Genomic DNA, 20,058 nt, shown 5'->3' with positions numbered 1-20,058 from the left:
AAAGGCTGAAGTGATAACGGCGGCTGCGCACAGGGCTTCAGGTATATAAAAAAAGGTAAAACCCCACCTTTTTTTATATACCTGAAAAGGGTCTGACGCTCAAGTGAGTTCAGACCCTTATCTATTAACGTTGTGTTTCAGGAACACGTTCAAGCTCCTCATCTGGTTTGAAAAGAATTGATATACAATATAGACCTGCTAAACCAACTAGGGCATAGATTACACGTGAGAAAGCTGCTGCCTGACCACCGAAAATGGCTGCAACAAGGTCAAAACGGAAGAACCCGATTAGTCCCCAGTTAATTGCACCAATAATCGCTAATACTAATGCTGTACGTTGAATACCGCTCACATTATTCACCTCCAGTTATGGTTATAGACATTTAATAAATGTCACGACAATTAAAAAATTGTCTTACACAACTCCATTTGTTGTGTTTCACCCTTTAGAATGTGAAGATCAAATAGAATTATGCAAAACAACAAGTGCCAATCGTTTACAATTGCTTCTCACTTGGTAATAATGGAGGGGAATAGGAGGAGATAGCATGGAACCATTTGTTTTTAACAATCCGACAAAACTAATTTTTGGAAAAGGTCAAAATGAGTCATTAGCAAATGAAGTGAAAAACTACGGCAAAAAGGTGCTTCTTGTTTATGGTGGCGGAAGTATTAAACGGAATGGTTTATATGATTTCGTCTTACAACAATTAGATGAAGCAGAAATGCAAGTAACAGAATTAGCGGGGGTCGAGCCAAACCCAAGATTAACAACGGTAAGAAAAGGAATTGACGCTTGCCGAGAAAATGAGATAGATCTTGTCTTAGCAGTAGGTGGAGGAAGTGTTATCGATGCTTCAAAGGCAATTGCAGTTGGTGCTAAATCAGAAGCGGATATTTGGGATATTATTAAAAAGACAGCTCAACCAACAGACGCCTTGCCCCTTGGTACAATTTTAACATTAGCTGCGACAGGCTCCGAAATGAATGCTGGGTCTGTTATTACTAATTGGGAAACGAATGAAAAATTAGGTTGGGGTAGTCCATTTTCCTTCCCTAAGTTCTCAATTCTTGATCCAAAAAATACCTTGTCAGTACCGGAAGACCAAACAGTCTACGGGATCGTTGATATGATGAGTCACGTTATTGAAGCTTATTTTCACAAGGCGGATAACACATTATTACAAGATCGGATCATGGAATCAATTTTACTAACTGTTATGGAGACAGCTCCAAAACTACTCGAAGACTTAAGTAATGAAGAGCATCGTGAAACCATTCTTTACTGTGGAACAATGGCTCTTAATGGCATCACGCAAATGGGCTTGCGCGGTGATTGGGCTACACATAATATGGAGCACGCAGTATCTGCAGTTTATGATATCCCTCATGCGGGAGGATTGGCGATTTTATTCCCACATTGGCTACGTTACACAATAGATGAAAAGATTAGTCGTCATGTGCAACTTGCAACCCGTGTCCTAGGTGTAGATTCAGAAGGTAAATCTGATCAAGAAATCGCTCTTGAAGGGATTGAAAAATTATCCTCATTCTGGACTTCATTAGGTGCTCCGAATCGTTTAGCTGATTACGATATAAATGATAGTCAGATTGAAAAAATGGCGATGCTTGCTTCAAACCGTGGGAAGTTTGGAAACTTTAAGCCTTTAGAAAAAGAAGATGTAACAAGCATATTAACTGCTGCACTATAAAATTCTATAAATGACATTCTTAGCTCCGAGGAGAGGCTTTTTTCCTTGGAGTTCGCGATTATCTTTACGAAATTGTTAAATATATTATATTTCTTAATTTTCTTTATATTGAGTGCTTGATTCTTTCTGAAGCTTTAGATAAAGTGAAAGAGAATAAGATTACAGTATGGAGGCTGAAAGATGGAAAAAGTACGTTTCGACTATACAAAAGCATTGACGTTTTTTAATCAACATGAAGTTGATTACATGCAAGATGCTGTAACAGCTGCGCATGAAGCATTACATAATAAAACTGGAGCTGGAAGTGACTTTTTAGGATGGATCGATCTTCCGAAAAATTATGATCGTGAAGAATTTTCACGTATCCAAGCAGCTGCTGAAAAGATTCAAAGCGATTCTGATGTGTTACTCGTAATTGGAATTGGTGGCTCTTATTTAGGAGCACGTGCTGCGATTGAAGCATTAAACCATTCATTCTATAACAACCTGTCAAAAGAAGAGCGTAAAACGCCACAAGTTTTCTTTGTTGGACAAAACATTAGTTCAACTTATGTGAAAGATTTGCTTGCTCTTATTGAAGGAAAAGATGTTTCAGTTAATGTTATCTCGAAATCAGGTACAACAACAGAACCAGCTATTGCATTCCGTATTTTCCGTGATTACTTAGAAAAGAAATATGGAGTAGAAGAAGCTCGTAAGCGTATTTATGCTACAACTGACCGTGCAAAAGGAGCTCTTAAAACGCTTGCTACAGAAGAAGGATACGAAACATTTGTCGTTCCAGATGATGTCGGTGGCCGTTTCTCCGTATTAACTGCTGTTGGCTTGCTTCCAATTGCAGTAAGCGGTTTAGATATTGAAACAATGATGAAAGGTGCAGAAGCAGCAAGTGAGGACTTCTCTAATCCAAATTTAGCTGAAAACGAATCGTATCAATATGCGGTTGTTCGTAATGCCCTTTATAACAAAGGAAAAACAATCGAATTAATGGTGAACTACGAGCCTTCTCTTCACTTTGTTTCAGAGTGGTGGAAGCAATTATTTGGCGAAAGTGAAGGAAAAGATGGCAAAGGAATTTATCCTGCGTCTGTTGATTTCTCTACAGATCTTCACTCAATGGGTCAATATGTTCAAGATGGCCGCCGTGACCTTTTTGAAACGATTATTAACGTGGAAAACGTACGCGAGCATGTTACGATTGAGGAAGCAGCAAGTGATTTAGACGGGTTAAACTACCTAGCAGGTCAAACAATGGATTTTGTTAATAAAAAAGCGTTCCAAGGAACGATGCTTGCTCATACAGACGGAGGCGTACCAAACTTAATCGTCAACGTTCCTGAATTAAATGAGTACTACTTTGGATATCTAGTATACTTCTTTGAAAAAGCAGTGGGCATTAGTGGATACCTACTTGGTGTAAATCCATTTGACCAAGAGGGTGTAGAGGCATACAAGAAAAACATGTTTGCACTATTAGGTAAACCAGGTTTTGAAAAAGAAAAAGCTGAGCTTGAGGCTCGCTTGAAATAAAAGGAAGAGGCTGGCTCAATAATTGAAAGGGGTGTCTCAAAGGTCAAAAACAGACCTTTGAGACACCTTCTTTTTATCAATTTTAAACTGATTGTCTATTTTTCTGCATGTGTAAGAAGATATTAGTGATGATTTTTGATAAGAGGAAAATAACGCAATAAAGCAAGAACAGGTGAAAGAAGTTTATGCCATTATGCAATTTAAATAAATGATGTAAAGTTAAAATGGGTTTAAAGATGAATGACAAGAAAAGCGATAATCCTATCGTATAGATATAAAAATTTTTCTTGTGGTTTAAGGTCCATTGATAAACAAACATAAATAGAACGGGGATAAGTACAGCATCTAATGATAAATTACCAGGTATAAAAGGGATTAGTTGATAAGGGTAGCCCCATAAACCTTGTCTAACCCCAAAAATATCAGTATAACTAAACCATATATGGATATTAAAACCGTAAAAACCTAGAAGAAATATGTTTTTTCTATCAATGACAAAATACAAAACGACTAAAGGTGCAACACACATAACTAGAAAAATTAACCAGAATTGCCACGTTGCTAAATTAGAAAATTGATGCCAATACTCCGCTTGTAATTGTGATAATTGTTCCTGCATCGTCCTTATTTTTTCATATACTTCAATTTGATCTTTATCCATTCCTACACCCCGATGTTTAGCTTTGCCTCTTAGTTTTCACAAAAATAAAATAGCTATGTAAAGTGATAAACAAATGTAAACTTTTGTCCTTTTTATTCGTTTCTCATAAAAATGTCATCCTTGGTGACACTATGTATAGGTGAATTTTAGAACGTTTGTGAAAGGATGAGGGTAATGATTGCTCTTCAATCGACCGTTGAAGGTAAGGAAATGAAGCTAAAAGAATTAGAAGATAAATTAAAGCCACTAGGATATGATATTGGTGGTGGCTGGGAATACGACCATGGCTGCTTTGATTATAAAATTGACGAAGAGGATGGCTATACGTTCTTACGTCTTCCCTTTAGAGCGATAGATGGAGAGTTGGACCAACGAGGAGTGACGGTTCAATTAGGAACGCCATTCTTACTTAACCATAAGTATCAGGATGGATTAGATGATAATCCTGATGTCTTTAATGGTTTGTTTCGAATGGCGTATAATAGCTCAATTAATCAATTTCAAGAGCCAGTAGATAAGGATTCTACTGTCGATGAAAAGTATCTTCCAACTGCTAAAAGTCTTGTTGAAGAGCTGGAGCTCACGTTGCTTTATTAGATTTAATAACGATTAACTCATCATTTGGCTCAAGCAGCAAAGAGGAGTGCGGGTGAAATAATATTTGCCCGCTTCTTTTTAGTCCAATGATTAACATCCCTTTTTTGTAAAAGTTAGGCAGTGTATCAATTAACGATCTTCCTACAAGCTTCTCTGTGACTAATTCGAATTCTAGTAAATTTTTCTCATTGTATTCAAGAAATTGATTTATAACATCGCTAGTTTGTTGATGCAGGAGGTTTGATGTAAGTACGGATCCAGTTAATGTTGTTGACTCCACGCACTTATCAGCTCCAGCTCTCTTTGCATTTGCGAGTTGTTCCTTTGTCAGAATTTCAACGGTAGTATAAACATCAGGGTTTTGTCCCTTAACGGCAAGTGTAGTTAGAATGGATCTTGCATCAGCAGTAAATTCACTACCTTGGTGCTTTGCTGTAATAAGTACAGATCGGGCTAGAGAAATATTTGCTTGTTTTAAGATAGAGTCTTCACTACTGTTTCCTTTTACAAAATGGACATTTTTAAACTCTTTTGGGAGCTCATCTAACGTTTCATCTATTAAAACAATCTTTATTTGTGGTAGAGCTAGTTGGATGTTTTCAATTGATTGGCGGCTTCTCTCATTCCATCCAATGACAACAATATGGTCTTCACCAATAAACGAGATGACGCCTTCTTTTGCTGATTGATTAATGGAGACAGCTGCACCTGCAAAAGAAGTAACAAGCAACGTCATAAACCCAACTCCGACAAAAATTAAAACAATAGCTACAACTCTAGTAATTGTCGATTCCGGTACAAAATCTCCGTATCCTACTGTTGAGACGGTTATAAACGCCCACCAGATTCCCTCAAACCATGTAGAAAACCTCTCTGGTTCTAACAAGTGAACAAGTGCACCTGCAAGAACGCCTGAGCCAAGTACGGCGAAAAGAAGCTTTACGACAAGTGGAACGTGTCCTAAAAGTGTTCGAATGAATAACCATTGTTGCATAAAGTTTCTCTCCTATTTACCAATTCATACTATACAGTATAGCCAATGGCTTGCCGTAGCAACCGTGACTCTGCTATGATTGTTTTGATATTTTATATGTAGGAGAGGCCGTTATGTCTACGATCGTATTTGCATTTTCAATCTTTTGTGGCTGGCTCATTTTTGATGTGGTCAAGCATAGAAAATTAACATTAGAAAGTTTAGTTAGCTCTTTGGTCATTGCTGTGGTAGCTGGTGTATTTTGGTGGATATTAGATTTATTTTTTTAACAAAATATGAGCTTGTCATAACGTATAGAAAATCTTATAATAAAAGAGTATTCTATACGGGGCATTAGCTCAGCTGGGAGAGCGCTTCGCTGGCAGCGAAGAGGTCATCGGTTCGATCCCGTTATGCTCCATCTGAAAAATCCATTTCTAGTCTAACTAGAGATGGATTTTTTTATGGTTAATTTTTAGGGATAACTAGAATGTGGAACGGACGAATTAGCACTGCGGATTCTGGTTCCGCTAAAAGGAAGAAAAGCTGTTCCCAAAGGGGTTAACCGGATTCTGTTCCGCTAAAAGGAAGAAAAGCTGTTCCAAAAGGGATGAATCGGATTCTTTAAATGTTAAAAAGTTTATACGTTCGTGCTCGTTCTTTGCCACTTGCAACAACTAGTATCTGTTGTTCTACTAGTCTACGTAAGATTTTCCGAGCATGACGGTCACTGATGCTAAGGTGTTTTGCGATTTCAAGTGGAGTAATTGGTCGAAGCATACGGCGTGAAAAGCGAACAACCTCTAATTCTAACCACGATAAATGCGAAGGTGCTTCCATGGAAATGAATTTGCCGATAAAGGAGAGGATGAGCTGCTGGCACTGTTTCGTTTCGTCCTTTATGGATAAGTAAGCAATAGGTAAAAAAGTCCAACCATCTAGAGCCAACAAGGAATGCCGCCAGCATAAGTCTTTAAACCTTCTAATATCTAGATCTCTGGCATGGGGGCCGTATCCTTGAATCTCTATTCCTCCTTTAGCACCTCCAGGCATATAGGCAAGGTCAAGGTAACGGTATCCATTGTTGAAATCGCGTACTTCCCATTCTGGATACAAATGTTCAAAATTGCCAATGGTGGGAAACCATATATGTCGAAGGAATTCAACGGTGCCGTGTCCCAGTCCATTCTTCAATAGTTCTCGTCTCCTGTGATTTTTCTCTTCAAAAATATTTTTTTGAAGCCAGTCGTTCAACGCTTTTTCAAATGGTTGCATGGTAAGCACGTCCTTTTCGTTATATATTTAATTAGTAAAAGTAATGGTATTTAACGTTTTTGAAGAAAAAAGGGAGGGGAAAATCAAAATGATAGTTGAGGAGGGGATATCTATCATTACTATTAGATGTTTGTATAGTAACTTACGTATTGATAATAAGCAATGAAAAAATGTAACTTGCGAATGGTAGATTCTCTTGTTGTTTATGCTCCATTATACATATGTAAAAAGGGTGATCCCCGTTAAATCAACGTTTCTAAGTCAGTGACTTGTGCGTTGATTTTTTTATTGTAGGCAGAAACGAATTCAAGTCATTTTCCTATGATCTGTATAGAGGAAGAAGGACGTAGATGGTCGAATTATATATGTAACAATCCCAGGAGGTGTCCGTCATGTTTCAAGTATCAGAACGTCAATTATATGCTTACCAACTATGCTATGAAATTGAACACCATCTTCGCGAAATAATCAAAACATTCGATATTAGTGCCCTTAAATTGAAGTATAAAGCGTACAAAGATTTAGTCTACATTGCGACAAAGGTAACGTTTGTTATTAACGGGGAGAATGTCGATAAACTGATAAGGGCCAATACGGTAAGACAAAAGGTAAGCCGAATGCGTGACGTTACTGAAGAAGATATCGCTATTTTAGAGGATTGCCGCAATAGTTTGCCAAGCGTGCCAAAAGTGAAGCGGATAAGTTAGTCATGCTTTTGAAATCTTTATGGAATTTTGAATGAAGAACGATCATTTTATTCTTTTAATAGACGTACCACATCGTTAGAATAACTGACGAAGTGGTACGTCTTTTATTTTTTATATAAACCTCTCAATCTCATATGTTCCAAGTATATCAAATCAAGTTGCTGGTCATAATGTTTGTACAAGCGATAAACATGATTTGGAGGGAGAACAATGAGTGACGGGGGAAAAGCAGTCGTCAGTGCAGCGTTGTGTATTTGTTTTTTAATAGGTGTACTAGTTTTTAATGTTATTTCGTTCTAATAAACTAGTAAATAGAATGAAGAAGATACAACTCTTTTCAATAGAAGAGGTAGTTTTTTGACTATTAACAGTATTTTAATCAAACGTTTGTTCAACCTTTTTTCGACATTATAAAGACTAAAACGACAACATAGCAGGATAATAAATTGAATATTGATGAAGATAGAAAGTTAGAAGAAAGCGAGGGGGATACAAAATGGACTATCGAATGGAGAAAGACACAATTGGTGAGATTCAAGTGTTAGCAAGTAAAAGGTGGGGGGCACAAACGCAGAGGAGTTGTGAAAACTTTGCCATTGGGATCGAACAGATGCCTACAGAAGTCATTCAAGCTTTCGCTATTTTAAAAAAGAGTGCAGCGTTGGTGAACCAAAAATTGAACACATTGAACGAAAGTAAAGCGGAAGCGATTATTCAGGCTGCAGATGAAATAATAAACGGGGGCCTTGACGAACATTTTCCGCTTAAGGTGTGGCAAACTGGAAGTGGTACGCAATCGAATATGAATGTTAACGAAGTCATTGCAAATCGTGCGAACGAACTGTTAGAAGAACAGGATAGTGAGGAACGGGTTCACCCAAATGATGATGTGAACATGTCGCAAAGTTCAAATGATACGTTTCCAACTGCTATGCATATTGCTAGTTTTATGAAACTTGAAGATGAGTTGCTGCCGGCCATTTCAAAGCTAAAGAACACGCTTTGGAAAAAATCAGATCAATTTAAAGATCTTGTGAAAATAGGAAGAACTCATCTTCAGGATGCAACCCCATTAACGTTAGGGCAAGAAATTAGTGGTTGGCATCGAATGTTAGAAAAAGACGAAAAGATGGTTAAAGAAAGTATGGAGACGCTTAGGGAGTTAGCGATAGGCGGGACTGCTGTTGGGACTGGAATAAATGCGCATCCACAGTTTGGAGAGTTAGTTGCTACGGAAATAAGCAAAATAACAGATCGAACATTCATGACTGCAAAAAATAAATTTCACGCTCTTACTAGTCATGATGAACTTGTGTACATACATGGTGCTTTAAAGGCGTTAGCAGCAGACCTTATGAAAATCGCCAATGATGTTAGATGGCTCGCGAGTGGACCACGATCTGGTATTGGAGAGATCACAATTCCTGCGAATGAACCAGGGAGTTCAATTATGCCAGGGAAGGTAAATCCGACCCAAAGTGAAGCCCTAACGATGGTCGTTTGTCAGGTAATGGGAAACGATGCTTCCATTGGTTTTGCCGCAAGCCAGGGGAATTTCGAGCTTAATGTATTTAAACCGGTTATTATATATAACTTTCTCCAATCCGTTCAATTACTCACAGATGCAATGAATTCATTTCATGATAAATGTGCTGTTGGGATTGAAGCAAATGTAGATGTGATCAAGCAAAAATTAGAGCAATCTCTTATGTTAGTAACCGCCCTAAATCCACATATTGGTTATGAAAAAGCCGCCTCAATTGCAAAGTTGGCTCATCAGGAAGGCTTGACATTAAGAGAGGCTTCTTTAAAGTCGGGATTGCTGACAGAAGAGCAATTTGATCAGATCGTGAGACCGGACAAAATGGTGTGAATAGGCTTAGGACGTTGTTTATAAAAAAACTAGTAAGTACTACCTTAATAAAAGCATATGTTTTTTGAAACGGTAATTGCAATAGAGCGCAATAGCTTTTCTTCTATTTATTAGAGGGGGAGCTTTTTTTTGTGCACATTTATGGTTTTTATTATTACGTTTTTTCGTAATAAGCAATTGGGACTAGTTATAAATTTGTAGTTTTTTTCCATATAGTCAAACGTTTAATTTTCACAATTCATTGAAAAGCGGTGTAATACCTATAACAAAATACTCCAGTCTGACTATTATACAGTATTACTGAAAGGAGGAAATTATCTTGGGAAATGATAAAGATTATAGTCTGCAACAGAAGATAAGTAGTTATCAAAGAGAAAAAGAGGAGCTACTTGATGAGTTAGAAAAACTGAATAAGAGCAAAAAGGGTGGATCGAAAAAGAAAAAGAAAGAGCTGTTAGCCGAGCTGGAAAAAGTTGAAGAAAAGTTATTCCATGCTTTAGCTTTAGCAGAGGCAACAGCAGCAGCTAGTGCAGAAGCAATAGCAGAAGCAGAAGCAGAAGCAGAGGCAGAGGCAGAGGCAGAGGCAGAAGCAGAAGCAGAGGCAGAAGCAGAAGCAGAAGCAGAAGCAGAAGCAGAAGCGGAAGCAGAAGCAGAGGCAGAAGCAGAAGCAGAAGCAGAGGCAGAAGCAGAAGCAGAGGCAGAGGCGGAAGCAGAAGCGGAGGCAGAAGCAGAAGCGGAAGCAGAGGCGGAAGCGGAAGCAGAGGCAGAAGCGGAGGCAGAAGCGGAAGCGGAGGCAGAAGCGGAGGCAGAAGCGGAAGCAGAGGCGGAAGCAGAAGCGGAGGCAGAAGCAGAAGCGGAAGCAGAGGCGGAAGCGGAAGCAGAGGCAGAAGCGGAAGCAGAAGCAGAAGCAGAGGCAGAAGCAGAAGCAGAGGCGGAAGCAGAGGCGGAAGCAGAAGCAGAAGCAGAAGCAGAGGCAGAGGCGGAAGCAGAAGCAGAGGCAGAAGCAGAGGCAGAGGCAGAAGCAGAAGCAGAGGCAGAGGCGGAAGCAGAAGCAGAGGCAGAAGCAGAGGCAGAGGCAGAAGCAGAAGCAGAGGCAGAGGCGGAAGCGGAAGCAGAAGCAGAGGCAGAAGCAGAGGCGGAAGCAGAAGCGGAAGCAGAGGCAGAGGCGGAAGCAGAGGCAGAAGCGGAAGCAGAAGCAGAGGCAGAGGCGGAAGCAGAAGCAGAAGCAGAGGCAGAAGCAGAGGCAGAGGCGGAAGCAGAAGCAGAAGCAGAAGCAGAAGCGGAGGCAGAAGCGGAGGCAGAAGCAGAAGCAGAGGCGGAAGCGGAAGCAGAAGCAGAGGCAGAAGCGGAAGCAGAAGCAGAAGCAGAGGCGGAAGCAGAAGCGGAGGCGGAAGCAGAAGCAGAGGCGGAAGCAGAAGCAGAAGCAGAGGCGGAAGCAGAGGCAGAAGCGGAGGCGGAAGCGGAGGCGGAAGCAGAAGCAGAGGCGGAAGCGGAAGCAGAAGCAGAAGCGGAGGCGGAAGCAGAAGCAGAAGCAGAAGCGGAAGCAGAAGCAGAAGCGGAAGCAGAAGCAGAAGCAGAAGCGGAAGCAGAAGCAGAAGCGGAAGCAGAAGCAGAGGCAGAGGCAGAGGCAGAGGCGGAAGCAGAGGCAGAGGCAGAAGCGGAAGCGGAAGCAGAGGCAGAGGCAGAAGCAGAAGCAGAAGCAGAAGCAGAGGCAGAAGCAGAAGCAGAAGCAGAAGCGGAAGCAGAGGCAGAAGCGGAAGCAGAAGCGGAAGCAGAAGCAGAGGCGGAAGCAGAAGCAGAAGCAGAGGCGGAAGCAGAGGCAGAAGCGGAAGCGGAAGCGGAAGCAGAAGCAGAAGCAGAGGCGGAAGCAGAAGCAGAGGCAGAAGCAGAAGCAGAGGCAGAAGCAGAAGCGGAGGCAGAGGCAGAGGCAGAAGCGGAGGCGGAAGCAGAGGCAGAGGCGGAAGCAGAGGCAGAGGCAGAGGCGGAAGCAGAAGCAGAAGCAGAAGCAGAAGCAGAGGCGGAAGCAGAAGCGGAGGCGGAAGCAGAAGCAGAAGCAGAAGCAGAGGCGGAAGCAGAAGCAGAAGCAGAAGCAGAGGCAGAAGCAGAAGCAGAAGCAGAGGCGGAAGCAGAAGCAGAAGCAGAAGCAGAGGCAGAAGCAGAAGCAGAGGCGGAAGCAGAAGCAGAAGCAGAAGCAGAGGCAGAGGCGGAAGCAGAAGCAGAAGCGGAAGCAGAAGCAGAAGCAGAAGCAGAAGCAGAAGCGGAAGCAGAAGCAGAAGCAGAAGCGGAAGCAGAAGCAGAAGCGGAAGCGGAAGCAGAAGCGGAAGCAGAAGCAGAAGCAGAGGCAGAAGCAGAAGCAGAGGCGGAAGCAGAAGCAGAGGCGGAAGCAGAAGCAGAAGCAGAGGCAGAGGCGGAAGCAGAAGCAGAAGCGGAGGCGGAAGCAGAAGCAGAAGCGGAAGCAGAAGCGGAAGCAGAGGCAGAGGCGGAAGCAGAGGCAGAAGCGGAAGCAGAAGCAGAGGCGGAAGCAGAAGCGGAAGCAGAGGCGGAGGCAGAAGCGGAGGCAGAAGCGGAAGCGGAGGCAGAAGCGGAGGCAGAAGCAGAAGCAGAAGCGGAAGCAGAGGCAGAGGCGGAAGCAGAAGCGGAAGCAGAGGCAGAAGCAGAAGCCCAAGCGGATTCAGAGTCAACATCTACTGCTAACTTTGAAGACAATACCATTACTGCAGAAGCAGGTGGAAATACTTTAACAACAGGTAACAATAATAATATCATCGTAAACGATAGCGCAGCGACGTCAATTGCTGTAACTCTGTCCACACTTTCGTTATATGAAGCGTTAAGAAGCAATGGAAACTCGGATAGTCTAGGGCCGGTGATTTCAAACTTATCTAATACGCTAGAGATGCTGATGCAACAAGGAAATGATAATCGCAGAGCATTACTTGATGCTATTAATTCTCTCAATAAAAATAACAACAACGAATAAAAGAAATTGGAGGAGTTAGTATGTCAAAAAGGAATATCTCGCGCTGTGCGATTCCGGTGAAAAGAGCAAAAGATAATATGATCTATGTAAAAGTTGTAAACCAAAATGCTGATTTTAGACGTAAATTTCTCATTAATGCGTATGACAAAGACTCAGCAAGTAAAGACCTCCTGCCAATTTATGTCGGTGAAACTGTAAAAGATAATGATAGTTTAGGAGCAGGAGAAGAGAAAGTTTACAAAATTGATGTGACGGATATAAAGAGAAAAGTTGTTTTTGAGATTGTACAGGAAAGAGGCGGTTCAGGTATCGGAGTTTCCTCTAAAAATAAAGGGCCGTTTAACGTCGAAATACGCTTCAAATAATATGGATTGGTGCAAAAGTTCAACTTTTGCACCAATATTTTTGTGAAGTAATAACGAACTTTAATCTGTGACAGCGCCTTTTGCTGCTGATGATACAAGTCTAGCGTATTTATTTAGAACACCTCTAGAGTACCTGAGAGGAGGTTCCGTCCATTCAACTGCTCTCTTTTGCATTTCTTCTTCAGATACATTAACGGAGAGCTCTTGGGTTTCGCTATCAATTGTAATTAAGTCACCTGTTTTGATTAAGGCGATTGGTCCACCTACTTGTGCTTCAGGAGACACGTGTCCGACTACTAATCCGTGTGTTCCTCCAGAAAAACGTCCATCTGTTAAGAGACCAACCTTTTCCCCTAATCCTTTCCCGACAATAATAGCTGTGATTGAAAGCATTTCAGACATACCAGGGCCGCCCTTTGGTCCAGCGTATCTAATAACAACAATGTCGCCTGCTTTTATCTCATCTTCTAAAACTGCTTTTGTTGCTTCAGGCTCTGAATCGAATACTTTCGCTGGTCCTGTAATCTTTTTAATTTTTAATCCCGACATTTTGGCTATACCGCCCTCGGGTGCTAAATTCCCCTTTAATACAAAAAGAGGACCTGATTCTCGAATTGGATTATCGAGCGAGCGAATGATAACTTGTCCTTCTTTTAATGGATCTTGTTTTGCGAGGTTTTCCGCAAGTGTTTTTCCTGTTACCGTCAGACAGTCGCCATGTAATAACCCAGCATCAAGGAGTAGCTTCATAACAGCTGATACGCCTCCGACTGAATGTAGATCATGCATGACATAACGGCCGCTAGGTTTAAGGTCCGCTATATGCGGAACTTTTTTACGAATACGTTCAAAGTCATCAAGTGATAAGTCCACATCGACAGAATGAGCAATTGCTAGCAAGTGCAGAAATGCATTGGTAGAACCACCTAATGCCATAACCACGGTAATTGCATTTTCAAACGCTTCTTTCGTCATGATATCTTTTGGATATATGCCTTTACGTAAAAGTTCAACAACGGCCTTACCTGCATCGTAACAATCGGTTAATTTCTCAGAAGTTTCTGCAGGATTTGAAGCACTTCCAGGAAGACTCATTCCCATTGCTTCAATAGCTGAAGCCATGGTATTTGCTGTGTACATTCCACCACAAGAACCAGCACCTGGACATGCATGACACTCAATATCTTTTAAATCTTCTTGGTTAATCGTTCCTGCCCGATATTGACCAACTGCTTCGAATACAGAAACGATGTCAATGTCTTTGCCGCCCTTTGATTTTCCTGGTGCAATCGTTCCTCCGTAAACAAATACAGATGGAAGGTTTAATCGGCCGATGGCAATCATACAGCCAGGCATATTTTTGTCACAGCCGCCGATGGCGACAACCCCGTCTAGTCGTTCAGCTCCAACTACGGTTTCAATTGAATCGGCTATAACTTCGCGGCTTGGCAATGAGTAACGCATCCCCTCATGTCCCATGGAGATTCCATCTGAAACTGTGATTGTATTAAAAATTAACGGTGCGCCGTCTCCATCTGTTGCTCCATCCTTTGCTTTTCGTGCAAGTTGATCAATATGTATGTTACAAGGTGTCACTTCACTCCAAGTGCTTGCTATACCAATCATTGGCTTCTTAAAGTCATCGTCGGTAAATCCAACAGCTCTTAGCATCGCTCTATTTGGTGAACGATTCTCTCCCTCGCTAATATCAATACTTCTAATTCGTAAGTCGTTGTTTTCTTTGTTTGTCATTTTGAAAGATCCTTTCCAAAAAAATTTCTAGCTTCTAAACATAGTATCTACGAAAATTACCTCTACATATACATTGGGAAAATAGCATAGAAAGGTGATCTCAAAAGTTATCTTGGTGGCAAAAGCTTCGTCACCAATTCTCGAGAGGGTAACATGTAGCGACTCCGCTGATTGATTCAGGTTATCCCAAAAGAAAATTACTTTTGGGATAACTCCTTTTGTATATTTAGTAAGGACGTGGTCCGTAGCCAGGGTATCCGAAGCCGTGATGATGATGGCCGTGGTGGTAGTGATGGTGACCGTACCCGTGATGATAACCATACCCTGGTCTAGGAGGTCTAGGATAGCCATACCCACCAAACCATGGATAGCCATACCCGCCTACAGGGTAACCTGTTCCAAAGCCAGGGCCAACTAATTGGCCGCCTAAAAAGCCTAAACCAGCACCTAAAATACCAGCACCTACTGGTCCGATTGCTCCTACACCAAACCTTGCATCAGTTGGTTGATAATACTGAGGTCCTTGAAAGTCGTCTCTATACATGAACATTCTCCTCTCGGTTAATTAAAATGGGGAAGTATTATTTAATTATCACTTTAGCCTATGGATATTGGGTAATTATGGAATGGGCAAACGTCTTTAATTTTATTGATTAGTGAAATAGCCTATGCAAAAAAGATCAGTAACGTTGTTATATAAAAAGGTTATTCACAACTAAATTGTGGATAAAGTGGATAACTACGAACAAATATTCGACAAGAGCTTTTGCTGTACAGACAAAATTCGGTTTATATCAACAATGCTTTAGGTAAAGTTGCTCATAATTTAACGACGTACTACAAATAATTGAAGTAATTGGATCCAATGGAGGAAAATGATGTATAACTTCAAAAAAAGTTCGATCGTATTTTTTTGTGTACTAATAATCGTTTTACCGCTTGATTTACAGGTCGTGGAAGCCGAAGAGCAAGATGTTGTTGAGAATGTTATTTTAATGATCCCTGATGGCTTTTCAACTAGTTATGTGACGAGTTATCGGCTTTTTAAAGGAGAAGAGTTAGTTTTCGATCCATTTTTAATTGGGATGATAAAGACGAATTCAGCAAATAGTTGGGTGACAGATTCGGCAGCGGCTGCAACAGCCATGTCAACAGGGGTAAAAACCAATAATAAGATGATTGGAGTTACACCAGATGGACAAATTCTGAAGACGATTTTAGAGGAAGCAAAAGGCTCAGGAAGATCCACGGGGCTAGTCACTACAGTTTCGATTACCGATGCAACCCCTGCAGCATTTGGAGCACATGTTATATCTAGAAAAGATCAGACTGAAATTGCTAAACAACTTATTACGAAAGTAGATGTTCTTCTTGGAGGAGGGAAGTACCATTTTCTTTCCGAAACATCACGCAATGAAAAACAAGAAAACACCTTGGAGGTTGCCAAATCGAGTGGATATTATTATTTGGAAACGAGAGATCAATTGCTAAACTTAAGCGGTTCAGAGGAAAAAGTGTTAGGTTTGTTTGCGGAAGCAGAGCTAACTCCTGTAATAGATAAAAGAACAAAGGAACAACCAAGTTTAGAAGAGATGACTACCGCAGCGATACAGTCTTTACATAATAACGAGAAAGGTTTCTTTTTAATGATTGAAGGTGGGCAAATTGATAGAGCGGGACATGTTCATGATCCTGTATGGGCGATGAACGAGACGAAAGCTTTTGAGGAAGCCGTAGAAAAGGTGTTAGATTTTGCTAAAGAAAATGGACAAACGTTAGTTGTCATTGCAGGAGATCATGATACTGGGGGAATGTCAGTTGGTGGTTATGATGAATATGTAGCTAATGTAGAACTGTTAAAGGAAGCTAAGGCAACGGGGAATTATATTGCTTCAAAGCTCAATCATAAACGCAGTAATGCAGCCAATGTCATGAAAGAATATACAGGTATTAAGCTAACAAAAAAGGAAGCAAAGCAAATTAAAAAAGCGAAAAAGAAAGAAGTAGCGATTTCAATTAATCACATTATAAGTAAGCGCGCGTATATCGGTTGGACAACTCACGTTCATTCTGGTACCAATGTTCCTATCTATGCGTTTGGTCCTAGATCTCATTTATTTAGTGGCAATCTTGATAATACAGATATCCCCAAAAAGATAGCAGAAGTAATGGGTGTAGAAATTTCCAATAAATGATTTGAAGCCTTGTTGTTTCTTGATAATATAAGGGAGGAAATGTATAGATAGAACGGAGGACGTTTTGTGTACGAAGCAGATGAAAAGGCAAATGAACAAATTCAGAATGCGAAGATGATGGTCATTGATTCGATTGCAGAAACTATGGATTTGTATGGGGTGACAAGGAGTGTAGGTGTTCTTTATGGAACGATGTATTTTGAAGACGAAATGACCTTAGATGAAATGTTAGAGGAACTAGGGATGAGTAAACCAAGCATGAGCACAGGTGTTAAGAAGCTGCAGGAATATAACATCGTGAAAAAAACGTTTCAGCGGGGGAGTCGGAAACATTCTTTTGTAGCAGAGAAAGATTTCTTTCGTTTTTTTAATAATTTTTTCTCGCTCAAATGGGAAAGGGAAGTTACGATCAACCTTGAGGCAATCAACCGTGCCCAGAAAGAGCTAAATGAAGTTTTGGTAGACCAGGATATAAAAGAAGAAATAAGGGATGAAGCCGAACAGATTTATGATCAATTAGAAATGTCTAAATCTTATTACTATTGGTTAAGAAATTTGGTAGAAGGAATGAATAGCGGGAAGCTATTTGAGGCTTTTCCGCAAGAAGAGGGAAATAAAAAATATTAAATGTAAAGGCGGTCTGCGATTTCCAGAAATTGTGACCGTCTTTTTTGGTGGAAGACGAATATTATTTAGTATAGTTGATAGTAATGTTCGTAAAATGGTTGATTTAGATGAATGGAAAGATGTATAATAACGTTATTGTAAATAGAAAACTTAATGTTGTTAGGAGAGCTAAAAATTATGTGCGGTGTTTTAGAATCGAAACGAGCAAAAAAAATGATGGTACTTGGATCTGGAGAGTTAGGTAAAGAAGTCATTATTGAAGCACAACGATTAGGAGTCGAAACAATTGCTATTGATCGTTATGCAGGGGCACCTGCCATGCAAGTAGCTCATCGTTATCACGTAGTTGATATGTTAGACGCGGAGCAATTACGCTCTATTATTGAACAAGAACAACCTGACTTTATTGTTCCGGAGGTCGAGGCAATACAAACGCAAGTGCTTGTTGAACTAGAAAAAGAAGGGTACAATGTTGTGCCAACTGCTCAAGCGACAAAGTTAACAATGGACCGAGAAGGGATTAGAAGGTTAGCAAGTGAGGAGCTTGGATTACCGACTGCTGGCTATGAATTTGCTAACTCATTTGAAGAGTTAAAGGAAGCGGTTAGGAAGATTGGCACACCATGTGTTATCAAACCGCTTATGAGTTCTTCAGGGAAAGGTCAAAGTGTTTGTCGTAGCGAAGAAGAGATTGAGGTCTCATGGAATATGGCTTTAGAAGGTGCTAGGGGAAAGAGTACGAGAGTCATCGTTGAGGAATTCATAACGTTTGATTCAGAAATTACTCTATTAACTGTTCGTTCGGTTTCTGGTACATCATATTGCGCTCCGATTGGTCATGTTCAAAAAGACGGGGATTACATTCAGTCGTGGCAACCACATCAAATGAGCGAAGAGCAACTAGTAGAATCGAAACGAATTGCAAAGAAGATTACGGATGAACTTGGAGGCTATGGACTTTTTGGTGTTGAACTATTTTTAACAAAGGATCAAGTCTACTTTAGTGAAGTATCACCTAGACCACATGATACAGGTCTAGTAACACTGGCCACTCAAAGTCTATCTGAATTCGCATTGCATGTTAGAGCCATTTTAGGTTTTCCAATCACTGAAATTAATCTGCATTCACCAGGAGCAAGCCACGCAATAAAAGCGTGGGAGGAAAGTTCGACTTATCAAATTTCCGGATTAGAAGAAGCTCTTGCGGTACCGAATACTCAAGCTCGTGTGTTCGGAAAGCCAGAAACGAAAGTAGGACGAAGAATGGCAGTTGCACTAAGTACAGCTGATACAGTAGAAGATGCGTTAGAACGTGCTGATAAAGCTGCTTCGAAAATTAAGTTTGAATATCATAATAAATAATTTAATAGTCAAACTTTATTAACAATCATTTTAATTTTGAGGGTGATTCAGAGATGTTTTTTATAAAGCATTCTGGATCACCCTCTTTTGATTATTAAAAAATCTAAATGAGCAAAATAAGGTTGTCGAATATGAGTCATACTTACAAGGAGGTGAAAAAGGTGAATAGAAGATTAGTCGTTGTGTTAGGTTTCGTATTTGTACTAATTAGTGCTTTAGGAATAGAAAAAGCGTATGCTGAAGACGGTGATTATCCTAATGCTCACTTATTAGTCAATGCAAATTGGGTTGAAGAACATGTCGGACAAGAGGGAATGTATATCATAGACGTTCGAAAAGCTGGATATGATCAAGGACATATACCGACAGCTGTTCATCTATCTATTGATAAGCTAGTTGATAAAGATCATCCTGTCGAAGGGTATTTAATTTCAAAGCGAAAAATTGAACAACTTATGAAGGATTTAGGAGTAAGAAATGACCAAACGGTTGTTATTTATGATGAGGGTAAGGAAACATCTGCTACAAGGTTGTTCTATGCATTAGAGTACTATGGACACGACAATGTCCGCTTATTAAACGGTGGTTATCAAGCTTGGATAGCTGCTCAAAAGGAAGTTTCAAAAGAAGTTTCTTTAAAGTCTAAAGGCGACTTCAAGGCTACTATAAAAAAGGACCTAATGGTTGAGAAAGAAGACGTTAAGCAAATGGTTGGAAAAGAAGATGTTGTTCTCTTTGATGTCCGCTCACCTGAAGAATATAAAGGAGAGAAAGTACTTGCAAGACGAGGAGGCCATATTCCATCTGCAGTGAATTTAGAATGGACAACAGTATTGAAAGATGATGGCGTTCCGTTCTTTAAAGATGCTGCTCGAATCTCGAAGCTTTTAGAGGGAGTCGGGGTTATACCGGAAAAATCTATTGTAGTTTATTGCCATAAGGCAAACCGAGCTTCTCATATGTATTACACGTTACGCTTAATGGGTTTCGAAGACATTACAGTATATGAAGGTTCTTGGATAGAATGGGGGAATGATCCGAATACACCCATTAATAATCCGAGCAAACAAGAAAAGGGGCTACGCTCTCTTTAGTTAAGTTGGTTGTTGCTGTCGCTTCTCTTTGAATGAAGAGAAGCGTTTTTAATTTGTTTCTATAATAATGTTTTAACAACTTGGTGAAATGGTATAATTGTTAGTGGATTCATATCTTTTAATTTTTTCAAAAAAACTATTGCATCGAGTTATTGTCCGTGTTATATTATTTCTTGTCGCCGCGAACGAAGACGGTTGACGGTAATTAACGAACTTAACTTTTTAAAAAAAGTGTTGCGTTGATTTGAACTATATGGTAAGTTATTAATTGTCGCTTCTGAGTGACCGAAAAGTAGTTCTTTGAAAACTGAACAAAAGCCAAGCGAATTAAAGAGATAAATTATTATCTCGTCAA

19 protein-coding genes and 1 tRNA gene are annotated in these 20,058 nt (G+C 40.4%); 13 read left to right on the top strand and 7 right to left on the bottom strand.

Annotation, left to right across the window (positions count from 1 at the left end; genetic code table 11):
* Window positions 1-124 precede the first annotated feature (124 nt).
* Window positions 125-352 carry a DUF378 domain-containing protein gene (locus MF646_RS22620; RefSeq protein WP_034626543.1) on the bottom strand — a complete coding sequence of 76 codons (228 nt, stop codon included), beginning with the start codon at window positions 350-352 and terminating at the stop codon, window positions 125-127.
* A gap of 196 nt (window positions 353-548) precedes the next feature.
* On the opposite strand from MF646_RS22620, the gene MF646_RS22615 reads away from it, so the two are divergent.
* Complete coding sequence (locus MF646_RS22615; RefSeq protein ID WP_250098753.1) at window positions 549-1,712, top strand: iron-containing alcohol dehydrogenase; 1,164 nt, start codon at window positions 549-551, stop codon at window positions 1,710-1,712.
* Window positions 1,713-1,892: 180 nt separating this feature from the next.
* Window positions 1,893-3,242: a glucose-6-phosphate isomerase gene (locus MF646_RS22610; protein ID WP_250098752.1), complete on the top strand. Its 1,350-nt coding sequence runs from the start codon at window positions 1,893-1,895 to the stop codon at window positions 3,240-3,242.
* An 82-nt stretch (window positions 3,243-3,324) separates the two neighbouring features.
* Here the strand turns inward: MF646_RS22610 and MF646_RS22605 are convergent, their stop codons facing one another.
* Entirely contained in the window at window positions 3,325-3,903 is a 579-nt protein-coding gene (locus MF646_RS22605; protein ID WP_250098751.1) for a CBO0543 family protein, read from the bottom strand.
* A 174-nt stretch (window positions 3,904-4,077) separates the two neighbouring features.
* Here MF646_RS22605 and MF646_RS22600 point away from each other — a divergent pair, with 174 nt between their 5' ends.
* Window positions 4,078-4,500 (top strand): YugN-like family protein, encoded by a 423-nt coding sequence (locus tag MF646_RS22600; protein ID WP_250098750.1) that lies wholly within the window; start codon window positions 4,078-4,080, stop codon window positions 4,498-4,500.
* On the opposite strand, the gene MF646_RS22595 is transcribed toward MF646_RS22600, so the two are convergent.
* On the bottom strand, window positions 4,484-5,494 hold the full coding sequence (locus MF646_RS22595; RefSeq protein WP_250098749.1) for a potassium channel family protein: 1,011 nt from the start codon (window positions 5,492-5,494) through the stop codon (window positions 4,484-4,486). The two genes, MF646_RS22600 and MF646_RS22595, sit on opposite strands and share 17 nt — an antisense overlap.
* Window positions 5,495-5,607: 113 nt before the next feature.
* On the opposite strand from MF646_RS22595, the gene MF646_RS22590 reads away from it, so the two are divergent.
* Window positions 5,608-5,763, top strand: a complete 156-nt coding sequence (locus tag MF646_RS22590; protein WP_250098748.1) for a hypothetical protein — start codon at window positions 5,608-5,610, stop codon at window positions 5,761-5,763.
* Window positions 5,764-5,821: 58 nt separating this feature from the next.
* Window positions 5,822-5,894 (top strand) — tRNA-Ala (locus MF646_RS22585).
* 203 nt (window positions 5,895-6,097) lie between these two features.
* Here MF646_RS22585 and MF646_RS22580 read toward each other — a convergent pair.
* Window positions 6,098-6,748 carry a transcriptional regulator gene (locus MF646_RS22580; protein ID WP_250098747.1) on the bottom strand — a complete coding sequence of 217 codons (651 nt, stop codon included), beginning with the start codon at window positions 6,746-6,748 and terminating at the stop codon, window positions 6,098-6,100.
* Window positions 6,749-7,140: 392 nt separating this feature from the next.
* Between MF646_RS22580 and MF646_RS22575 the strand changes: the two genes are divergently transcribed.
* The 4 genes from MF646_RS22575 (at window position 7,141) to MF646_RS22560 (ending at window position 12,673) form a co-directional block, all read left to right on the top strand.
* Window positions 7,141-7,455 (top strand): hypothetical protein, encoded by a 315-nt coding sequence (locus MF646_RS22575; RefSeq protein WP_250098746.1) that lies wholly within the window; start codon window positions 7,141-7,143, stop codon window positions 7,453-7,455.
* Between the two features lie 496 nt (window positions 7,456-7,951).
* Window positions 7,952-9,328 (top strand): class II fumarate hydratase, encoded by a 1,377-nt coding sequence (fumC, locus tag MF646_RS22570; protein ID WP_250098745.1) that lies wholly within the window; start codon window positions 7,952-7,954, stop codon window positions 9,326-9,328.
* Between the two features lie 319 nt (window positions 9,329-9,647).
* Window positions 9,648-12,308, top strand: coding sequence for a hypothetical protein (locus tag MF646_RS22565; protein WP_250098744.1), 2,661 nt, complete (start codon window positions 9,648-9,650; stop codon window positions 12,306-12,308).
* Between the two features lie 20 nt (window positions 12,309-12,328).
* Window positions 12,329-12,673: a hypothetical protein gene (locus tag MF646_RS22560; protein WP_250098743.1), complete on the top strand. Its 345-nt coding sequence runs from the start codon at window positions 12,329-12,331 to the stop codon at window positions 12,671-12,673.
* Between the two features lie 60 nt (window positions 12,674-12,733).
* On the opposite strand, the gene ilvD is transcribed toward MF646_RS22560, so the two are convergent.
* Together ilvD and MF646_RS22550 are read right to left on the bottom strand one after the other, a co-directional pair.
* Entirely contained in the window at window positions 12,734-14,425 is a 1,692-nt protein-coding gene (gene ilvD / locus MF646_RS22555) for a dihydroxy-acid dehydratase (protein WP_250098742.1), read from the bottom strand.
* Between the two features lie 226 nt (window positions 14,426-14,651).
* Window positions 14,652-14,969 (bottom strand): hypothetical protein, encoded by a 318-nt coding sequence (locus MF646_RS22550; RefSeq protein ID WP_250098741.1) that lies wholly within the window; start codon window positions 14,967-14,969, stop codon window positions 14,652-14,654.
* A 334-nt stretch (window positions 14,970-15,303) separates the two neighbouring features.
* Here MF646_RS22550 and MF646_RS22545 point away from each other — a divergent pair, with 334 nt between their 5' ends.
* The 4 genes from MF646_RS22545 (at window position 15,304) to MF646_RS22530 (ending at window position 19,703) form a co-directional block, all read left to right on the top strand.
* Window positions 15,304-16,620 (top strand): alkaline phosphatase, encoded by a 1,317-nt coding sequence (locus tag MF646_RS22545; protein WP_250098740.1) that lies wholly within the window; start codon window positions 15,304-15,306, stop codon window positions 16,618-16,620.
* A gap of 66 nt (window positions 16,621-16,686) precedes the next feature.
* Window positions 16,687-17,247 (top strand): choline uptake/conversion transcriptional regulator CudC, encoded by a 561-nt coding sequence (gene cudC, locus MF646_RS22540; RefSeq protein ID WP_420842564.1) that lies wholly within the window; start codon window positions 16,687-16,689, stop codon window positions 17,245-17,247.
* A gap of 177 nt (window positions 17,248-17,424) precedes the next feature.
* Window positions 17,425-18,609: a formate-dependent phosphoribosylglycinamide formyltransferase gene (purT, locus tag MF646_RS22535; RefSeq protein ID WP_250098739.1), complete on the top strand. Its 1,185-nt coding sequence runs from the start codon at window positions 17,425-17,427 to the stop codon at window positions 18,607-18,609.
* A gap of 161 nt (window positions 18,610-18,770) precedes the next feature.
* Complete coding sequence (locus MF646_RS22530) at window positions 18,771-19,703, top strand: sulfurtransferase (RefSeq protein WP_250098738.1); 933 nt, start codon at window positions 18,771-18,773, stop codon at window positions 19,701-19,703.
* 161 nt (window positions 19,704-19,864) lie between these two features.
* On the opposite strand, the gene MF646_RS22525 is transcribed toward MF646_RS22530, so the two are convergent.
* On the bottom strand, window positions 19,865-20,058 hold a 194-nt coding region (locus MF646_RS22525), incomplete at its 5' end, for a hypothetical protein (RefSeq protein WP_250098737.1).

The sequence above is a fragment of the Halalkalibacter alkaliphilus genome (assembly GCF_023555415.1).
GTDB lineage: Bacteria > Bacillota > Bacilli > Bacillales > Bacillaceae_D > Halalkalibacter > Halalkalibacter alkaliphilus.
This window is presented reverse-complemented; position numbering and strand designations above follow the sequence as displayed.

What these genes read in the sequence shown, in the direction of transcription:
- MF646_RS22615 (WP_250098753.1), top strand. Translation starts at nt 549, where the DNA reads ATGGAACCATTTGTTTTTAACAATCCGACAAAACTAATTTTTGGAAAA.
- MF646_RS22610 (WP_250098752.1), top strand. Translation starts at nt 1,893, where the DNA reads ATGGAAAAAGTACGTTTCGACTATACAAAAGCATTGACGTTTTTTAAT.
- MF646_RS22605 (WP_250098751.1), bottom strand. Translation starts at nt 3,903, where the DNA reads ATGGATAAAGATCAAATTGAAGTATATGAAAAAATAAGGACGATGCAG.
- MF646_RS22600 (WP_250098750.1), top strand. Translation starts at nt 4,078, where the DNA reads ATGATTGCTCTTCAATCGACCGTTGAAGGTAAGGAAATGAAGCTAAAA.
- MF646_RS22595 (WP_250098749.1), bottom strand. Translation starts at nt 5,494, where the DNA reads ATGCAACAATGGTTATTCATTCGAACACTTTTAGGACACGTTCCACTT.
- MF646_RS22590 (WP_250098748.1), top strand. Translation starts at nt 5,608, where the DNA reads ATGTCTACGATCGTATTTGCATTTTCAATCTTTTGTGGCTGGCTCATT.
- MF646_RS22580 (WP_250098747.1), bottom strand. Translation starts at nt 6,748, where the DNA reads ATGCAACCATTTGAAAAAGCGTTGAACGACTGGCTTCAAAAAAATATT.
- MF646_RS22575 (WP_250098746.1), top strand. Translation starts at nt 7,141, where the DNA reads ATGTTTCAAGTATCAGAACGTCAATTATATGCTTACCAACTATGCTAT.
- fumC (WP_250098745.1), top strand. Translation starts at nt 7,952, where the DNA reads ATGGACTATCGAATGGAGAAAGACACAATTGGTGAGATTCAAGTGTTA.
- MF646_RS22560 (WP_250098743.1), top strand. Translation starts at nt 12,329, where the DNA reads ATGTCAAAAAGGAATATCTCGCGCTGTGCGATTCCGGTGAAAAGAGCA.
- ilvD (WP_250098742.1), bottom strand. Translation starts at nt 14,425, where the DNA reads ATGACAAACAAAGAAAACAACGACTTACGAATTAGAAGTATTGATATT.
- MF646_RS22550 (WP_250098741.1), bottom strand. Translation starts at nt 14,969, where the DNA reads ATGTATAGAGACGACTTTCAAGGACCTCAGTATTATCAACCAACTGAT.
- MF646_RS22545 (WP_250098740.1), top strand. Translation starts at nt 15,304, where the DNA reads ATGTATAACTTCAAAAAAAGTTCGATCGTATTTTTTTGTGTACTAATA.
- purT (WP_250098739.1), top strand. Translation starts at nt 17,425, where the DNA reads ATGTGCGGTGTTTTAGAATCGAAACGAGCAAAAAAAATGATGGTACTT.